This is a genomic window from Saccharopolyspora sp. NPDC003752 (genome assembly GCF_053605825.1).
Genome location: NZ_JBSGJZ010000041.1, coordinates 1 through 16,308, shown reverse-complemented (window position 1 = coordinate 16,308; position 16,308 = coordinate 1). Strand labels below are relative to the sequence as shown.

Below are 16,308 nucleotides of genomic sequence, written 5' to 3'. Positions count from 1 at the left end.
TTCCCATCATGCCTCCGAGGCATCGGATTGCTAGCAATCAAGTATTAGACGACATCGGAGGCCGAACTCAAACTATGGGCTGTCCAACACACCCACCCGGCTCCTCCGGTGAGAACCCGCACCGAAGGCTCCGCTACCGCCGGAGACCCCATGAACGTCCCACGCCCCACCGGGGTTGCCCGCGCCTCCGGCCAGGCCCGCCGCGCGGGTCTCGCCTCCTTCGTCGGCACCACGATCGAGTGGTACGACTTCTACATCTACGGAACGGCGTCCGCGCTGGTCTTCGGGAAGCTGTTCTTCCCCGAGGTCTCGCCCGCCGCGGGTGTGCTCGCCTCCTTCGCGACCTTCTGGGTCGGTTTCCTCGCCCGCCCGCTGGGCGGCATCATCTTCGGCCACTTCGGCGACCGCATGGGCCGCAAGGGCACGCTGGTCACCACGCTGCTGCTGATGGGCGTCGCCACCTTCCTGATCGGCGTGCTGCCCACCCACGCGCAGATCGGCGTCGCCGCCCCGTTCCTGCTGGCGCTGCTGCGCGCCGTCCAGGGCATCGCCGTCGGCGGCGAGTGGGGCGGCGCGGTCCTGATGGCGTCCGAGCACGCGCCGAAGGGCCGGGGTTCCTTCTTCGCGATGCTGGTGCAGCAGGGCTCCCCGGCCGGGGCGATCCTGGCCACGCTGGTCTTCCTGGCCGCGGGCACCCTGGACGACGCCGCCTTCCTCGCGTGGGGCTGGCGCGTGCCGTTCCTGCTGTCCGGGATCCTCGTCGCGGTCGGCCTGCTGATCCGCATGAAGGTCGAGGAGTCCGGCGAGTTCGAGCGGGTCAAGTCCAGCGGCGACGTGGTGCGACTGCCGGTCGCCGAGGTGCTGCGCACCGCCTGGCGGACCGTCCTGCTCGGCATCGGCGCCTCGATCATGGGCATCTCGACCGCCTACTTCACCAACACGTTCGTGCTCTCCTGGACCACCAACGAGCTGCACATGAATCGGCAGACGATGCTGTACGTCCTGCTCGCGATCTCGGTGGTGCAGTTCCTGTGGCAGCCGATCGCCGCGCTGATCTCCGAGCGGGTCGGCGAGGCCCGGTTCATGGTGTGCTCGCTGCTGGTCAACGCCGTCGTCGCCGTCCCGATGTTCCTGCTGATCAACACCGCGCCGCCGCTGCTGGTCTTCGCCGGCATCGCGCTCGCCATCGTCAGCGGCTGCGGGTACTACGCCGTGCTGGCCGGCTTCCTCGCCCGCGCCTTCCCCTCCCGGATCCGCTACACCGGGATCTCGCTGGCCTACCAGCTCTGCTCGACGCTCATCGGCGGCACGACGCCGTTCGCGGCCCAGGCCCTGCTGACCTCCAGCGGCGGTTCCTTCTGGCCGGTGGCCGCGTTCTACGTGGCCCTGCTGCTGATCACGACCGCGAGCGTCGCCGGTCTCGCCCGCTTCGGCGCGCGGCGAGCGGCCCGGGAACAGCCCGCGCCGGCCATCGCCTGACCCATCCAGAGAAGGAGTTGACCAATCTTGCGCCTCGACGCGATCTTCCACAATGGACGGTTCACCACCCTCGACCCGGACCGTCCGGCGGCCCACACCGTCGGCGTCCTGGGCGGCCGGATCGCCGCGCTCGACGACGAGGCGGCGGGCTGCGCGTCCGACGTGGTGGTCGACGTCGGCGGCGCGCACGCCGTGCCGGGCTTCAACGACGCGCACCACCACCTCAGCCTGGTCGGCAAGGGCCTGCGCGAACTGGACGTCTCCTACGAGGCCGCGCCGAGCCTCGACGCGCTCTACCGGGCGGTGGCCGAGCGGGCGGCGACGCTGCCGGCCGACGCGTGGGTGACGGGCTCGGGCTACGACCAGAACAAGATCGGCGCCCACCCGACCGCCGAAGCGCTCGACCGGGCCGCGCAGGGCCGCCCGGTGTGGCTGATGCACACCTCGCACCACATGGCCGTGGCCAACACGGAGGCGTTCAAGCGGGCCGGGTTCACCGACCTCGCGGACGTGCCCGACATGCCCGGCGGCCACGTCGTGCGCGACGCGGGCGGGCGCGCGGTGGGGCTGCTCCAGGAGACCGCGATGCAGCTGGTCGAGCACGTGCTCCGGCCGGAGCCGTCCGAGGAGTGGGTCGCCAACATCGCCGCCGCCTCGGAGGCCGCGCTCGCGATCGGGCTGACCAGCGCGACGGAGCCGGGCATCGGCGTCGTCGACGGCATCGGCAACGGCCCCGCCGACCTGGATGCCTACATGCGCGCGCGGGAACGGGGGCTGCTCGGCGTCCGGATGACGGTCATGCCCTACATCACCGCGCTGCACGACTGCGGCGCACTGGAGCCGGGCAACACCTGGTACGGCCTCGACCTCGGCCTGCGCACCGGGTTCGGCGACGAGTGGCTGCGCATCGGGCCGACGAAGATCCTCTCCGACGGTTCGCTGATCGGCCGGTCCGCGGCGATGTGCTGCGACTACCACGACTCCCCCGGCAACAGCGGGCTGCTGCAGTACGAGCGGGAGCAGATCCGCCGCTACATCGTCGAGGCGCACCGCTGCGGCTGGCAGGTCGCCACGCACGCCATCGGCGACGCCGCCCTCGACGTCGTCCTCGACTCCTACGAGGAGGCGCAGCGGCTGCACCCGCGCACGGATGTGCGGCACCGGATCGAGCACGCGGCGGTGACGAGCGCCGAGCAGGTCGCCCGGATCGCCGAGCTCGGGCTGATCCCGGTGCCGCAGGGCCGGTTCCTGTCGGAGATCGGCGACGGCATGCTGGCGGCCCTCGGACCCGAGCGGGGACAGCTCGCCTACCGGATGCGCTCGTTCCTGGACGCGGGCGTGGTGCTGCCGGGTTCCACGGATGCGCCGGTGGTCGCCCCCGATCCGCTGCTGAGCATCCACGACATGGTGAACCGGCGAACCGCCTCGGGCGCGCCGATCGGCCCGGACGAGGCCGTGACGGCGCACGAGGCCCTGCGCGCCTACACGATCGGCTCGGCCCACGCCGTCCACGAGGAACACGTCAAGGGCACCCTCGCCCGGGGCATGCTCGCCGACTTCACGGTCCTCAGCGACGACCTGCTGGGCGTGGCGCCGGAACGCATCGGCGAGCTCACGGTGGGCGCGACGGTGGTCGGCGGACGGATCGCCCACAACACCGGAGCGTTGAAGACCGCCTGAGCGCTGAACCGCCGCCGCGCAACGCTGCGGCGGCGGTTCAGGGCGCGACGATGCGGCCGTAAGGCGTGGTCAGGTGTTGCGGCGGACGGGACAGGTGCAGGACGGCGTGGTAGCTGCCCCCGGTTTCCTTCCCGGCGGGGTCGGCTCCGGTGGCCTCGACGGCCGCGATGGCGTAGTGCTGCTCTTCCGGGTCGGTGAACCGGCGTTGCACGAAGGTGCGGTCGGCGTCGACCTCGGTGACGAGCCCGTGTTCGGCGAGGGCGTCGGCGATCGGCCGATAGGTCCCGGTGCGCAGGACGAACGCGGCCACCCACACCGGTTCGGCCGCCGCGTGCAGCAGTTGGTGGAAGGTCCGGGCGGAGAGGAAGCTGACGCCGCCGGTCACGGTGATCAGGTTCGCCGGAGCGGCGGTCCGCAAGAACGCCGGAGACGCGGACGAGGCCTCCAGGTTCTCGGTGAAACCGGCGTCGAGCAGGCCGGCGGCCACCGCGTAGTCGATCGCGGGCGCGGCGATGTCCAGGCCCACCACCGGGACTGCGTCCGCGCGGCGGCGAGCGGCGTAGAAGTCCTTGTCGCGCTCGATCAGTTCCGCGGTCCGCAGCTCGGCCACGTCCGGCGAGGTGTAGTGGGCGTGGAGGTCGTCGAAGGTCAGGTCGTGGTTGAGCAGCGCGGCGTTGATGCCGTAGGAGCAGCACAGGTCCAGCACCGTCACCCGACCGGACTTCGCCCGTTCCGCCAGGAGGCGGCGGAACACCGGTTGGGCGTGGTGCGGTGTCCGGTAGCCGTACCGGCCGAGGCTGCGGAAGTAGGCACGCGGGTCGGGCTGGTCGTAGATCTCGTCGAACGGCGTCCTGTTTCCCCTGGACTGCGACATGCCCTCGATTCTGGCAGCGCGCCCGGGCTCCCGAGGCCCGTTGATCATCTGCAACACCTTCGGGCCAAGGCTTCGTCCAGATCGGTGAACGCGCTTGCTTTCCGGCGCACACCGCCTCCGGCGGCGAAAATCCACCACGTCAGAAGGGAGTTCGATTCACGATCCAATGTGTACTCGCGTACCGGCGTTTTGTTGTCAGGCGACAACAAAAAGTGCCACGGTCCGCCCACTCCAGCACCGCGAAGTCCGCGTCAGCCCGCCTGATCGGCGGATTCCGGCAGGTTCCACAGGCCGCTCGCGGTGCCGTTGGACACGTGCTCCTCGTAGACCGCGACCTTGTGGTCGATCAGGGCGAGGCAGTCGGTGAGCTCGTTGATCCGGTCGACGACCTGCCGCTGGTGCTCGCGCAGCAGCGCGAGCCGCTCGTCCTCGTTGCCGGGTCCGCTGCGGACCAGCTCGGCGAAGTGCCGGATGGTGGCCAGCGGCATCCCGGAGGCGCGGAACTTGGTGCAGTTGACCAGCCACTCGACATCCAGCCGGCGGTAGACGCGGCGGCCGCTGGAATTGCGCCGCACCGGGCCGATCAGCAGGCCCTCGCGTTCGTAGAAGCGCAGGGCGTGCACGCTCAGCCCGGTGCGTTCCACGACCTGTCCGATGCTGAGCTCCGAGGCGCTGTGGGTCATGCCGCGAGCCTACTGATTTGACCTAGAGCGGGCTCTAGCTCATAGCGTCCGCCGCATGACAGCAACCGCAACACCGCAGGGCCAGATCGGATCCGGGTTCGGCGCCCGCAGCACCGCCGCCGAAGTCCTGCGCGGGATCGACCTCACCGGCAAGCTCGCGATCGTCACGGGCGGCTACTCCGGCATCGGTCTGGCGACCACCCGCGCGCTCACCGACGCCGGGGCGCACGTCGTCGTCCCCGCCCGCCGGGTGGCCGAGGCGCGGGAAGCCCTCGGGGATGTCGAGGTGGCCGGGCTGGACCTCGCCGACCTGGACAGCGTCCGCGGCTTCGCCGACCGGTTCCTCGCCGCCGGCCGCCGCATCGACCTGGTCATCAACAGCGCCGGGACCATGGCCTGCCCGGAGACCCGGGTCGGTCCGGGCTGGGAGATGCAGTTCGCGGTGAACCACCTGGGCCACTTCGCGCTGATCAACCTGCTGTGGCCGGCGATCGCGCCGGGTGCGCGCGTCGTCTCGGTGTCTTCGGCGGGCCACCAGTTCTCCGGGATCCGGTGGGACGACCCGCACTTCGAGCGCGGCTACGACAGGTTCCTGGCCTACGGCCAGTCGAAGACCGCGAACGCGCTGTTCGCCACCCACCTCGACGCGCTCGGCCGGGATCGCGGCGTGCGCGCGTTCTCGCTGCACCCCGGCGCCATCCTCACGCCGCTGGTGCGCCACCTGCCCAAGGAGGAGATGGTCGCGGCGGGCTGGATCGACGCGGCGGGCAACCTGGTGAACAGCGACTTCAAGACGCCGGAGCAGGGCGCGGCGACGCAGGTCTGGGCGGCGACCTCCCCCCGGTTGGCCGGGATGGGCGGCGCCTACTGCGAGGACTGCGACATCGCCGAACCCACCGACAGCACCGAGGGCTGGACCGGCGTGCGCGACTACGCGACCGACCCGGACCAGGCGGCCCGGCTGTGGGCGCTCTCCGCCGAGCTCACCGGCGTCGACGCCTTCGCCTGACAGCACCCGGGTTTCCCAGTCGACACGAAGCGGTCGCCCGACCCGGCGGCCCTTCCGACCCGAACGGGCCCGGTCGCCCCGCAACTTCAATGGAAATCGAACCTTCGATTTCAATGGAAGTTGCGGACCGTCGGCGTGTCGCGCCACGACACACCGACGGCTGTGGACAACTCCCGCAAGTTCAATGGAAATCGTCTCATCGATTTCAATGGAAATTACGGTGGGACCGAGCCGCGGCGAGGCCGGGAGGGCCTCGCCGCGGCTCGCGGTGAATCGGCTTCGATCACACCATCGGACGATCGGTGGGAGCGATCGGCGACGGCAGGATCTTGCGACCCGCCAGGTAGCGGTCGACTCCCGCCGCCGCGGAGCGGCCCTCGGCGATCGCCCAGACGATCAGGGACTGGCCGCGGCCCATGTCCCCCGCCGAGAAGACTCCGTCCACACTGGACATGAAATTCTCGTCCCGGGCGACGTTGCCGCGGGCGTCCAGCGATACGCCCAGATCCTCCAGCAGACCCGCTCGCTCCGGGCCGACGAAGCCCATCGCGAGCAGCACCAGCTGCGCGGGCAGCTCCCGCTCCGTGCCCTCGACCGGCTCGAAGCCGGTGTCGGTGCGCCGCACCTCCACCAACCGCAGCGCCCGCACGCGGCCTTGGTCGTCGCCCAGGAACTCCTGGGTGTTGACCGAGTACAGGCGCTCGCCGCCCTCCTCGTGCGCCGAGGACACCCGGTAGATCATCGGGTAGGTCGGCCACGGGTGCGCCTCGGAACGCGATTCCGGCGGCATCGGCATGATCTCCAGCTGCGTCACCGAAGCCGCGCCCTGCCGGTGCGCCGTGCCGACGCAGTCCGCGCCCGTGTCACCGCCACCGATGACGACCACGTGCTTGCCCTCGGCGTGGATCGGCGAGCGCGCGAGGTCACCCTCCTGCACCTTGTTGGCCAGTGGCAGGTACTCCATCGCCTGGTGCACGCCGTCCAGCTCGCGCCCCGGCGCCGGCAGATCGCGCGCCTGCGTCGCACCGCCCGCGAGGACCACGGCGTCGTAGTCGTCGCGCAGCTGCTCGACCGTCACGTCCACGCCGACGTTCACGCCGGTGCGGAATTCGGTGCCCTCGGCCCGCATCTGGCCCAGCCGCCGGTCCAGCCGCTGCTTCTCCATCTTGAACTCCGGGATGCCGTAGCGCAGCAGCCCGCCGATGCGGTCCGCCCGCTCGTAGACCACGACGCTGTGGCCCACGCGGGTCAGCTGCTGCGCCGCGGCGAGCCCGGCGGGCCCGGAGCCGACCACGGCGACGTTCTTGCCCGTGCCCGCGCGGGGCAGCTGCGGGCGGACGTGACCGGCTTCCCACGCCTTGTCGATGATGGTGATCTCGACCTGCTTGATGCTGACCGGGTCGGAGTTGATGCCGACCACGCAAGCCGCCTCGCACGGCGCGGGGCACAACGTCCCGGTGAACTCCGGGAAGTTGTTCGTGGCGTGCAGCCGCTCCGCGGCCTCCTGCCAGTCGTCCCGCCACACCAGGTCGTTCCACTCCGGGATCAGGTTGCCCAGCGGGCAACCCTGGTGGCAGAACGGGATCCCGCAGTCCATGCAGCGGCCAGCCTGCTTCTGCAGCTTGGGCTGTTCGAACTCCAGGTAGACCTCGCGCCAGTCCTTGATGCGCACGTCCACCGGGCGACGCCGCGGCGTTTCCCGCGGCGTCGTCATGAATCCCTTGGGATCAGCCATGTGCGGCCTCCATGATCGCCTCGTTGACGTCGCGCCCGTCGCGTTCGGCGGCGGTCCGGGCCGCGAGCACCCGCTTGAAGTCCCTCGGCATGACCTTGCCGAAGCGCTCGACGGCGGCGTCCCAGTCGGCCAGCAGCTCGCGCGCCACCGCCGACTCGGTCTGCTCGTAGTGCCGCCGAACCCGGTCGTGCAGGAACTCGCGGTCGGCGTCGTCCAGCGGGTCCAGGTCGACCATCTCGGGGTTGATCCGCCTGGCGTCCAGGTCCAGCAGGTACGCGACGCCGCCGGACATGCCGGCCGCGAAGTTGCGCCCCGTCTCGCCGAGGATCACCACGCGACCACCGGTCATGTACTCGCAACCGTGGTCGCCGACGCCTTCGACGACGGCCACGGCACCGGAGTTGCGCACGCAGAACCGCTCGCCGACGACGCCGCGCACGAACAGCTCACCGCTGGTCGCGCCGTAGAGCAGCACGTTGCCCGCGATGATGTTCTGCTCGGCCGCGAACGGCGCGGACGCGTCCGGGCGAACGACGATCCGCCCACCGGACAAGCCCTTTCCGACGTAGTCGTTGGCGTCGCCCAGCAGCCGCAGGGTGATGCCGCGCGGCACGAACGCGCCGAAGGACTGCCCGGCCGAGCCGCTGAACGTCACGTCGATGGTGTCGTCCGGCAGGCCCTCGCCGCCCCACCGCCGCGTCAGCTCGGAGCCGAGCATGGTGCCGACCGTGCGGTTGACGTTGCGCACCGGCATGTCCAGCCGCACCGGATTGCCTTCCTTCAGCGCCCCTTCGCACAGCTGGATCAGCGTGTTGTCCAGCGCCTTCTCCAGACCGTGGTCCTGCTCGGTGGTCTGGTGCCGCGCCGCGCCGCGCGGCAGTTCCGGCACGTGCGTGATCGGCGTGAGGTCGAGGCCCTGGGTCTTCCAGTGCCGCACGGCATCGGAGGTGTCGATCAGGTCGGCGTGCCCGATCGCCTCGGCCAGCGACCGGAATCCCAGCTCCGCCAGGTATTCCCGCACCTCCTGCGCGATGAACTCGAAGAAGTTCACCACGTATTCGGCCTTGCCGGTGAACTTCTCGCGCAGCTGCGGGTTCTGCGTCGCCACGCCCACCGGGCAGGTGTCGAGGTGGCAGACCCGCATCATGATGCAGCCGGAGACCACCAGCGGCGCAGTGGCGAACCCGTACTCCTCGGCCCCGAGCAGGGCCGCGATCACCACGTCGCGCCCGGTCTTGAGCTGGCCGTCGGTCTGCACCACGATCCGGTCGCGCAGGTCGTTGGCCAGCAGCGTCTGCTGCGTCTCGGCCAGCCCGAGCTCCCAGGGACCGCCGGCGTGCTTGATCGACGACAGCGGCGAGGCGCCGGTCCCGCCGTCGTGGCCGGAGATCAGCACCACGTCGGCGTGCGCCTTGGACACACCCGCGGCGACCGTGCCGACGCCGACCTCGGACACCAGCTTGACGTGGATCCGCGCCCTGGGGTTGGCGTTCTTCAGGTCGTGGATCAGCTGCGCCAGGTCCTCGATCGAGTAGATGTCGTGGTGCGGCGGCGGCGAGATGAGGCCCACGCCGGGCGTGGAGTGCCGGGTCTTGGCGATCCACGGGTACACCTTGTGGCCGGGCAGCTGCCCGCCCTCGCCGGGCTTCGCGCCCTGCGCCATCTTGATCTGGATGTCGTCGGAGTTGACCAGGTACTCGCTGGTCACGCCGAACCGGCCGCTGGCGACCTGCTTGATCGCCGAGCGCCGCGAATCGCCGCCTGCGTCCGGGGTGAACCGATCGGCGTCCTCGCCGCCCTCACCGGTGTTGGACTTGCCGCCCAACCGGTTCATCGCGATGGCCAGCACCTCGTGCATCTCCTGCGAGATCGACCCGTAGGAGATGGCGCCGGTGGCGAACCGCTTGACGATCGACGACACCGGCTCGACCTCGTCGATCGGCACCGGCTTGCGCACGCCGTCGCGGAACTTGAACAGCCCGCGCAGGGTCATCAGCTCCTGCGACTGGTCGTCGACGGCCCGGGTGTACTCCTTGAACACCTCGTAGCGACCGCTGCGCGTGGAGTGCTGGAGCTTGAACACCGTCTGCGGGTTGAACAGATGCGGCTCGCCTTCGCGCCGCCACTGGTACTCACCGCCGGTCTGCAGGGTCCGGTGCGGTGCCGCGACGTCGTCGGCGGGGTACGCCCGCCGGTGCCGGTCGGCGACCTCCTCGGCCAGCACGTCGAACCCGACGCCGCCGAGCCGCGAGGTGGTGCCGGTGAAGCACTGCCGCACGACCTCGTCGCCGAGGCCGATGGCCTCGAAGATCTGTGCGCCCGTGTAGGAGGCCACAGTGGACACTCCCATCTTGGACATGGTCTTGCGGACGCCCTTGCCCAGCGCCTTGATGAGGTTCGCGGTGGCCTGCTTGGCGTCGACGCCCTTGATCACGCCACCGCGCACCAGATCTTCGACGGTGGCCATCGCCACATACGGGTTAACGGCAGCGGCGCCGTAACCGATGAGAAGAGCGACATGGTGCACTTCCCGGACGTCGCCGGCTTCGACGATCAGGCCCACCTGGGTGCGCTTCTTCTCGCGCACCAGGTGGTGGTGCACGGCACCGGTCGTCAGCAGCGACGGGATCGGCGCGCGCTCGACGTCGGCCGAGCGGTCCGAAAGCACCAGCACGTGCGCCCCGCTCGCCACCGCGGCCGAGACCTCGTCGCAGATCTCGTCGAGGCGCGTGCGCAGCGCCTCGCCGCCACCGGCGACGCGGAACGTCGCATCGATCACCGCGGGCTTGAGGCCCGGGTGGTCGCCGTCGTCGTCGACGTGCACGATCTTGGCGAGCTCGTCGTTGTCCAGCACCGGGAACGGCAGCGCCAGGTTGTGGCAGGCCCGCGGGTCGTGGTCGAGCAGGTTGTGCTCGGGCCCGACGTGGGTGCTCAGCGAGGTGACCAGTTCTTCCCGGATCGCGTCCAGCGGCGGGTTGGTGACCTGAGCGAACAGCTGGGTGAAGTAGTCGAACAGCTGCCGCGGCCGCTCGGAGAACGCGGCGAAGGGCACGTCGTTGCCCATCGAGCCGATCGGCTCGGCACCGGTGGCGGCCATCGGCTTGAGCAGGACGCCCAGCTCTTCCTGCGTGTAGCCGAAGACCTGCTGCCGGCGCACCAGCGAGTCGTGCGAGGGCAGCTCGCGCTCGCGCTCCGGCAGGTCCGCCAGGCGCACCACGCCCTCGTCCAGCCACTCCTGGTACGGGAATTCGGCGGCGAGCTCGCCCTTGATCTCGTCGTCGTCGATGATGCGGCCCTCGCCGGTGTCGACGAGGAACATCCGGCCCGGCTGCAGGCGACCCTTGCGGACGACCTTGTCCGCGTCGACCTCCAGCACGCCGACCTCGCTGGCCAGCACCACGAGCCCGTCCTCGGTGACCCAGTAGCGCCCGGGCCGCAGCCCGTTGCGGTCGAGGACCGCGCCGATCTGGGTGCCGTCGGTGAACGCCACCAGCGCGGGGCCGTCCCAGGGTTCCATCAGGTAGTTGTGGAACTCGTAGAACGCGCGGCGGGCCGGGTCCATCTCGGCGTGGTTCTCCCACGCCTCGGGGATCATCATCAGCACCGCGTGCGGCAGCGACCGGCCGCCCAGGTGCAGCAGTTCCAGCACCTCGTCGAAGGTCGCCGAGTCGCTGGCGCCCGGCGTCGCGATCGGGAACAGCCGCTGCAGGTCACCGGGGATCAGATCGGTGGCCAGCATGCTCTCGCGGGTCCGCATCCAGTTGCGGTTGCCCTTGACCGTGTTGATCTCGCCGTTGTGCGCGATGAACCGGTACGGGTGCGCCAGCGGCCAGGACGGGAACGTGTTGGTGGAGAAGCGGCTGTGCACCAGGCCGATCGCGCTGGCGAACCGCTCGTCGTGCAGGTCGGGGTAGAACGCGCCGAGCTGCGCTTCGGTCAGCATCCCCTTGTAGACGATGGTGCGCGCCGACAGGCTCGGGAAGTACACGTCGGCTTCGTGCTCGGCCCGCTTGCGGACGCAGAACGCGCGCCGCTCGAACTCCAGCGCCGTCTCGTCGTGCGCGGCATCGGTGCCGTGGCCGACGAAGAGCTGGCGGAAGCTCGGCATGGTCTCGCGCGCCGAACTGCCGGCGCAGCTGGGCTCCACCGGGAGTTCGCGCCAGCCCAGCAGCCGCAGGCCTTCCTCGGCCACGATCCGCTCGATGTCCGCCGCGGCCCGCGCCGCTTCGTCGGGGTCCGCGGGCAGGAACGCGGTACCCGCCGCGTAACCGCCGCGTTCGGGCAGGTCGAACGGTACGACGGCGCGGAAGAACTCGTCCGGGATCTGGGTCAGCAGCCCGACGCCGTCCCCGGTGTCCGGGTCGGCACCCTTGGCACCGCGGTGCTCCAGGTTGCGCAGCGCCGTCAGCGCTTTGGTCACCAGGTCGTGATTGCGCCGACCGCGCAGGTCGGCGACGAATGCGACACCGCAAGCGTCGTGTTCGTTGGCCGGGTCATAAAGACCCTGGGAAGCGGCGCTGCGCTGCGCCAATTTTCTTGCATGGTGGGATTGGGGCATCAGACCTCCCGTCGTCAGGCCGCAGGTCGCAGCAGGGCATGACTCACCCACTGCGATCCCGCAAGAGCCTTTGGGGGCACTGACAAAAGGATGCGCCGTTGCACTCTTGGTCAGTTTGAGGCACTCTACATAGCGAGCAGCCGGAAAGCTACCGCTGAGTAACGCGAAGTTAAACGAAGATTGCGGAGCTCCCAGCCATTGGGACACCGTTGTCGCAAACCCGGCGGGCTCGGGAATTCTGCACCACGACAATGTCCATACGCGACTGTTCCACGCCCCGAGTGGCATTGTTCACGATCTTCTTGCGCACCACCGAATCGCCGGACTACGAGTTCGGATTCGGTTCAGAACAAGCATTTTCCGTGTTCGCCCGGATACCCCGGGTGCAGCACGGCGAACTCACCCGATTGGCAACGAGTTCGCCATCGCAGACCGTCCACTGTCGAGCCGGGACGCCCGGCTCAACTCCGCAACGCGGCCGCAGCGAGTGGTTCTTCCGGCGCAGTCGGCCGCGGTTGATTCCGGGCAAAACGACCGAGAAGCGCAAGCAGCGCAAATCCGAGCAGCAGATAGGGATTGCCGAACACGTGCTGCAACGGCGTCCACGGCGGGCCCGTGGGCAGCATCCGGAACGACGCGACGAGAACGGTCGCCAGGGTCACCCCGGCGGCGAGCAGCCAGCCCGGGCTGCGCAGCCGAACGGCGTAGCCGAGCAGCACCAGCAGCCCCGGCGCGCACCAGACCCAGTGATCCGACCACGACGTGGGCGACACCAGCAGCGCGAGCAGGCCGTTGGCGACCACGGCGAGCGCCGGCTCGGTCCGGCGAATCGCGTAGGCCACGACGGCCGTGCAGGCCAGCGCCAGCACCAGCCACATCCCGTTCTGCGCCACCGGAGCCAGTTCCAACCGGGCCAACCCGCCCATGATCGACTGGTTGGTGTGGAAGGCGGAGCCGCTGACGCCGTGCGCCGGGCCCTTGCCGAACCAGTACTCCACGGCGGCCCGGTAGTTCAGCGCGAAGCCCGCCAGCGTGCCGAGCACGGCCGTCGCCACCGCGACGCCGACGGCCCGGAAGTCCTTGCGGAACAGGAAGAACAGCAGGAAGGCGGCGGGCGTGAGCTTGATCGCCGCGGCGATGCCGATCAGCACGCCGCGCGGCCAGCGCGGGTTGGGCGCCAGGCAGTCGACGATGACCAGTCCCATCAGCGCGATGTTGATCTGACCCAGCCCGAACGAGGCGTACACCGGCTCCAGGAACAACGTCCACGGCAGCAGCGCCATCGCCACCGCGAGCGCGCCGCGCTTGCCGACCACCGGCCACATGTGGCGGGTGACCAGGTACAGCGCCGCGCCGATGGCGAGCAGGTCCACGACGTAGAGCGCGACCAGCCCGGCGACGAACGGCAGCAGCGCGAACGGCAGCAGCGGCAGCAGCGCGAACGGCGGGTAGACCCAGGGCAGCACCCGGCCGATGCTGACGGTCGGGGCGGTGTTCATGATGTCGCCACCGGCCAGCCAGGTGTGCACCGCCCAGCGGTACACCTGGTAGTCGATGCCGGAACCCTGGTCCAGCCCGGCCCGCCGCATCAGCACCAGCAGCGCGAACGACGCGATCAGCAGCGGCACCGAGACCGCGATGACGGCGCGGGAGTGGTTCACGACGATTCCGCGAAGCCGGTCCGGCAGGCCGCCGAGGTTCAGGACAGCACGGCCGGACTCGAACTGCACCGTGGCCAACTGGGTCCTCTCGATCAGGCGACCGACGTCGACCACCGCTTCGTGATCGAACGATCACTCCGAGTTCGCCAGGTCGCGGGAAACACCCGTGATGAACCGAAGAACTCTAACCCAACGAGATCAGCTGCCCGCACTCGCCTCGCCGCAGGACAGCGCGTCATCGCGCGGTTCCGTCGAGTGATTCCAGCACCTTGGCGAGCAGCTCGCCCAGTTTCTCCCGTTCGTCGGGTGCCAACGGCGCGAGCAGGTCGCGTTCGCGTTCCAGCTGCGCCGGGAACAGCCGGTCGATCAGCTCCAGCCCGCGTTCGGTGAGCCGCACGTCGATCTCCCGCCGGTCGCGCCGGGACGAGGTGCGGGTGATCAGCCCCTCGGTCTCCAGCCGGGCCAGCCGCTTGGTGGTGGCCGCGCCGGAGGACAGCGTCTCCCTGGTGAGCTGACTGGGGCGCAGCCCGCCGCCGGCCCGCCGCAGCGCGCTGAGCACCTCGAACTCCATCCGCGACAGCCCGGAGTCGGCGAACGCGGACTCGTCGAGCTGGTTGGTCAGCGCACCCAGCCGCCGCACCCTGCCGATCACGTCGATCGGGGACACGTCCAGGTCCGGGCGCTGCTCGCGCCATTGCGCGCTGATCCGTCCGACCACGTCGCCCAACGCAACTCCTTCACAAGTAAACCATCTGGTAATATTTTACTAGTGAACGTCTTTTCCCGCGCCGCCCTCTCCCGCCTCCGCCGGACCCTGCGCACCCGCGAAGCGCTGCGGTTCAACTGGACGGTCGGCGGCGTGGTGGTGCCCGCGGCGCGCATCGGCGTGTCGTTCGCCACGCCGATAGTCGCGCTGGTGGCCCTGGACCGCATCGACCTCGTCCCCTTCGCCGCGTTCGGCGCCTTCACGTCGCTGTACTGCCGGGTGGACACGTGGGCCCGCCGGGCGCGCCTGCTGTCGCTGATCGCGCTGGGCTTGGTCGCGAGCGTGGCGGCGGCAACGATGATCGCCGCCACCACGGACCACCCGCTGGCCGGGGTCCTCGTGCTCACGGCGATCGCGGCGCTGGGGAAGCTGGCGTCGGACGTGCTCGACTTCGGCCCGCCCGGCGGCCTGATGTTCGTCTTCGCGGCCGGCGCGGCCGCGTACGCCTCGCACGACTGGTCCACCGTCGGCCTGCACATCGGTGTCACCGCCGCATCCGCGGCGCTGTCGGTGGCGCTGAGCCTGCTCGGCAACCTGCTGCACCCGACCGGGCCCCACCGGGTGGCCGCCGCCCGCGCCCTGGCGGCCGTCGCGGACCACCTCGAAACCCCGGACCACGCCACCCGCCACCGCGCGCACCTCGCGGTGCACCGGGCGTCGGCGACGCTGCGCGGCAAGCCCCACCGCGGCACGTTCGACCGCATCCGCGCCCACCTGGCCCACGCGGAAACCCTGCTCCACCACCCCGCTGACGCCGTCGACGAACTCCGGGCTCTCTCCCGGAAGATCCACCGCGGCCGAGTCCCGGCCGCACCCCACCGGCCCCCGGAACCCCAGTTTCAATTGAAACCGCGGACGAGGACCCGTGGTTCGCAGTTTCAATTGAAACTGGGGACCACCCAGCGGCTGCGGCGGGTCGGGCCGTTCCTGCCCGGCGCCGGGCGGATGGTCGTTGCGTGCCTGCTCGCCGGGTTGATCACCGGCGCGTTGGGCCTCGGGCACGAGTACTGGGCGATCGTGTCGGCCAGCGCGGTGCTGCAGTCGGCGAACGCGACGAGCACCTGGCACCGGACGGTCCAGCGCACGACCGGGACCATCGCCGGGGCCCTGCCGGCCGTGGTGATGTTCGGCTTCCACCCGGGTCCGATGGCGATCCTCGTCCTGGTGGTGGTCTGCCAGCTGGCCGCCGAACTGGTGGTGCAGGCCAACTACGCGCTGGGCCTGATGTTCGTGACTCCCCTGGCCCTCGGCCTCAGCTCGCTCGGCAACCCGGCGGCGCACAACGCCCTTGTCGCCGAGCGGATCGGCACCACGGTGCTCGGCGCGCTGATCGCGGCGGCCGTGAGCCTCCTGCTGATCAACCGCCAGACCACCCGCCGCCTCGACACGGCTCTCGTCGAATGCCGCCGGGCGCGGGAATCCCTCCTCAACGCCGCTTCAGACCAAGAGACCACTGTGGACGGTGCCCGCTCCCGCCTGATGCGGTCCCTCTTCGCGCTCCGCAACGCCTACGCGGTCGCCGAAGGCGAACCCTGGCACCGGAACACCCGAACCCGAGAAGTCCTCGACACCGAGCACACTGCCTACGAGCTCCTCGCTGCGACGGCTCCGGCCCGTGAGCGTTTTGGGGCGTCATAGCAACCCAAACCACTCACGACACGATGCTCCCGCCCAGACGATAGGCGGCACCGAGGCGTGTCCGAAGCCCGGCCTCAGCTTGCCGGCGGCCTTCACGACCTGCGAGCCGACACCTTCCGCCAGCGAACGTCCCGCAATTTCCATTGAAATCGAAGGTTCGATTTCAATGATGCCGCGCCTGCCGACGGCGGTGCGGCGGCAGCTGGTGGAGCACTTCGGCTCGCT

At 70.3% G+C, this 16,308-nt stretch carries 11 protein-coding genes; 4 read left to right on the top strand and 7 right to left on the bottom strand.

The window, feature by feature from the left end; all coding sequences use genetic code 11:
* Nucleotides 1-150: 150 nt before the first annotated feature.
* Nucleotides 151-1,479: an MFS transporter gene (locus tag ACWEV3_RS35380; RefSeq protein WP_452618069.1), complete on the top strand. Its 1,329-nt coding sequence runs from the start codon at nucleotides 151-153 to the stop codon at nucleotides 1,477-1,479.
* 27 nt (nucleotides 1,480-1,506) lie between these two features.
* On the top strand, nucleotides 1,507-3,159 hold the full coding sequence (locus ACWEV3_RS35375) for an amidohydrolase (RefSeq protein WP_452618068.1): 1,653 nt from the start codon (nucleotides 1,507-1,509) through the stop codon (nucleotides 3,157-3,159).
* A 37-nt stretch (nucleotides 3,160-3,196) separates the two neighbouring features.
* On the opposite strand, the gene ACWEV3_RS35370 is transcribed toward ACWEV3_RS35375, so the two are convergent.
* Together ACWEV3_RS35370 and ACWEV3_RS35365 are read right to left on the bottom strand one after the other, a co-directional pair.
* Nucleotides 3,197-4,033, bottom strand: coding sequence for a class I SAM-dependent methyltransferase (locus tag ACWEV3_RS35370; RefSeq protein ID WP_452618067.1), 837 nt, complete (start codon nucleotides 4,031-4,033; stop codon nucleotides 3,197-3,199).
* A gap of 251 nt (nucleotides 4,034-4,284) precedes the next feature.
* The gene (locus tag ACWEV3_RS35365) at nucleotides 4,285-4,716 is read right to left on the bottom strand and encodes a MerR family transcriptional regulator (RefSeq protein WP_132484982.1); all 432 of its coding nucleotides are present in this window, start codon (nucleotides 4,714-4,716) and stop codon (nucleotides 4,285-4,287) included.
* Between the two features lie 55 nt (nucleotides 4,717-4,771).
* Here ACWEV3_RS35365 and ACWEV3_RS35360 point away from each other — a divergent pair, with 55 nt between their 5' ends.
* Nucleotides 4,772-5,725: an SDR family NAD(P)-dependent oxidoreductase gene (locus ACWEV3_RS35360; protein WP_452618066.1), complete on the top strand. Its 954-nt coding sequence runs from the start codon at nucleotides 4,772-4,774 to the stop codon at nucleotides 5,723-5,725.
* Nucleotides 5,726-6,008: 283 nt separating this feature from the next.
* Here the strand turns inward: ACWEV3_RS35360 and ACWEV3_RS35355 are convergent, their stop codons facing one another.
* From ACWEV3_RS35355 to ACWEV3_RS35340, 4 genes are all read right to left on the bottom strand, one after another.
* Nucleotides 6,009-7,460 carry a glutamate synthase subunit beta gene (locus tag ACWEV3_RS35355; RefSeq protein ID WP_452618065.1) on the bottom strand — a complete coding sequence of 484 codons (1,452 nt, stop codon included), beginning with the start codon at nucleotides 7,458-7,460 and terminating at the stop codon, nucleotides 6,009-6,011.
* Nucleotides 7,453-12,018 carry a glutamate synthase large subunit gene (gene gltB, locus ACWEV3_RS35350; protein ID WP_452618064.1) on the bottom strand — a complete coding sequence of 1,522 codons (4,566 nt, stop codon included), beginning with the start codon at nucleotides 12,016-12,018 and terminating at the stop codon, nucleotides 7,453-7,455. The genes ACWEV3_RS35355 and gltB overlap by 8 nt, the downstream gene beginning before the upstream one ends.
* Nucleotides 12,019-12,479: 461 nt before the next feature.
* Nucleotides 12,480-13,748 (bottom strand): glycosyltransferase family 87 protein, encoded by a 1,269-nt coding sequence (locus tag ACWEV3_RS35345; protein WP_452618124.1) that lies wholly within the window; start codon nucleotides 13,746-13,748, stop codon nucleotides 12,480-12,482.
* Between the two features lie 166 nt (nucleotides 13,749-13,914).
* Nucleotides 13,915-14,397 (bottom strand): MarR family winged helix-turn-helix transcriptional regulator, encoded by a 483-nt coding sequence (locus tag ACWEV3_RS35340; protein WP_235883544.1) that lies wholly within the window; start codon nucleotides 14,395-14,397, stop codon nucleotides 13,915-13,917.
* A 51-nt stretch (nucleotides 14,398-14,448) separates the two neighbouring features.
* Here ACWEV3_RS35340 and ACWEV3_RS35335 point away from each other — a divergent pair, with 51 nt between their 5' ends.
* The gene (locus ACWEV3_RS35335; protein ID WP_452618063.1) at nucleotides 14,449-16,083 is read left to right on the top strand and encodes an FUSC family protein; all 1,635 of its coding nucleotides are present in this window, start codon (nucleotides 14,449-14,451) and stop codon (nucleotides 16,081-16,083) included.
* Here the strand turns inward: ACWEV3_RS35335 and ACWEV3_RS35330 are convergent.
* Nucleotides 16,078-16,308: hypothetical protein (locus ACWEV3_RS35330; RefSeq protein WP_452618062.1), on the bottom strand; the 231-nt coding region annotated here is incomplete at its 5' end. The genes ACWEV3_RS35335 and ACWEV3_RS35330 overlap by 6 nt on opposite strands.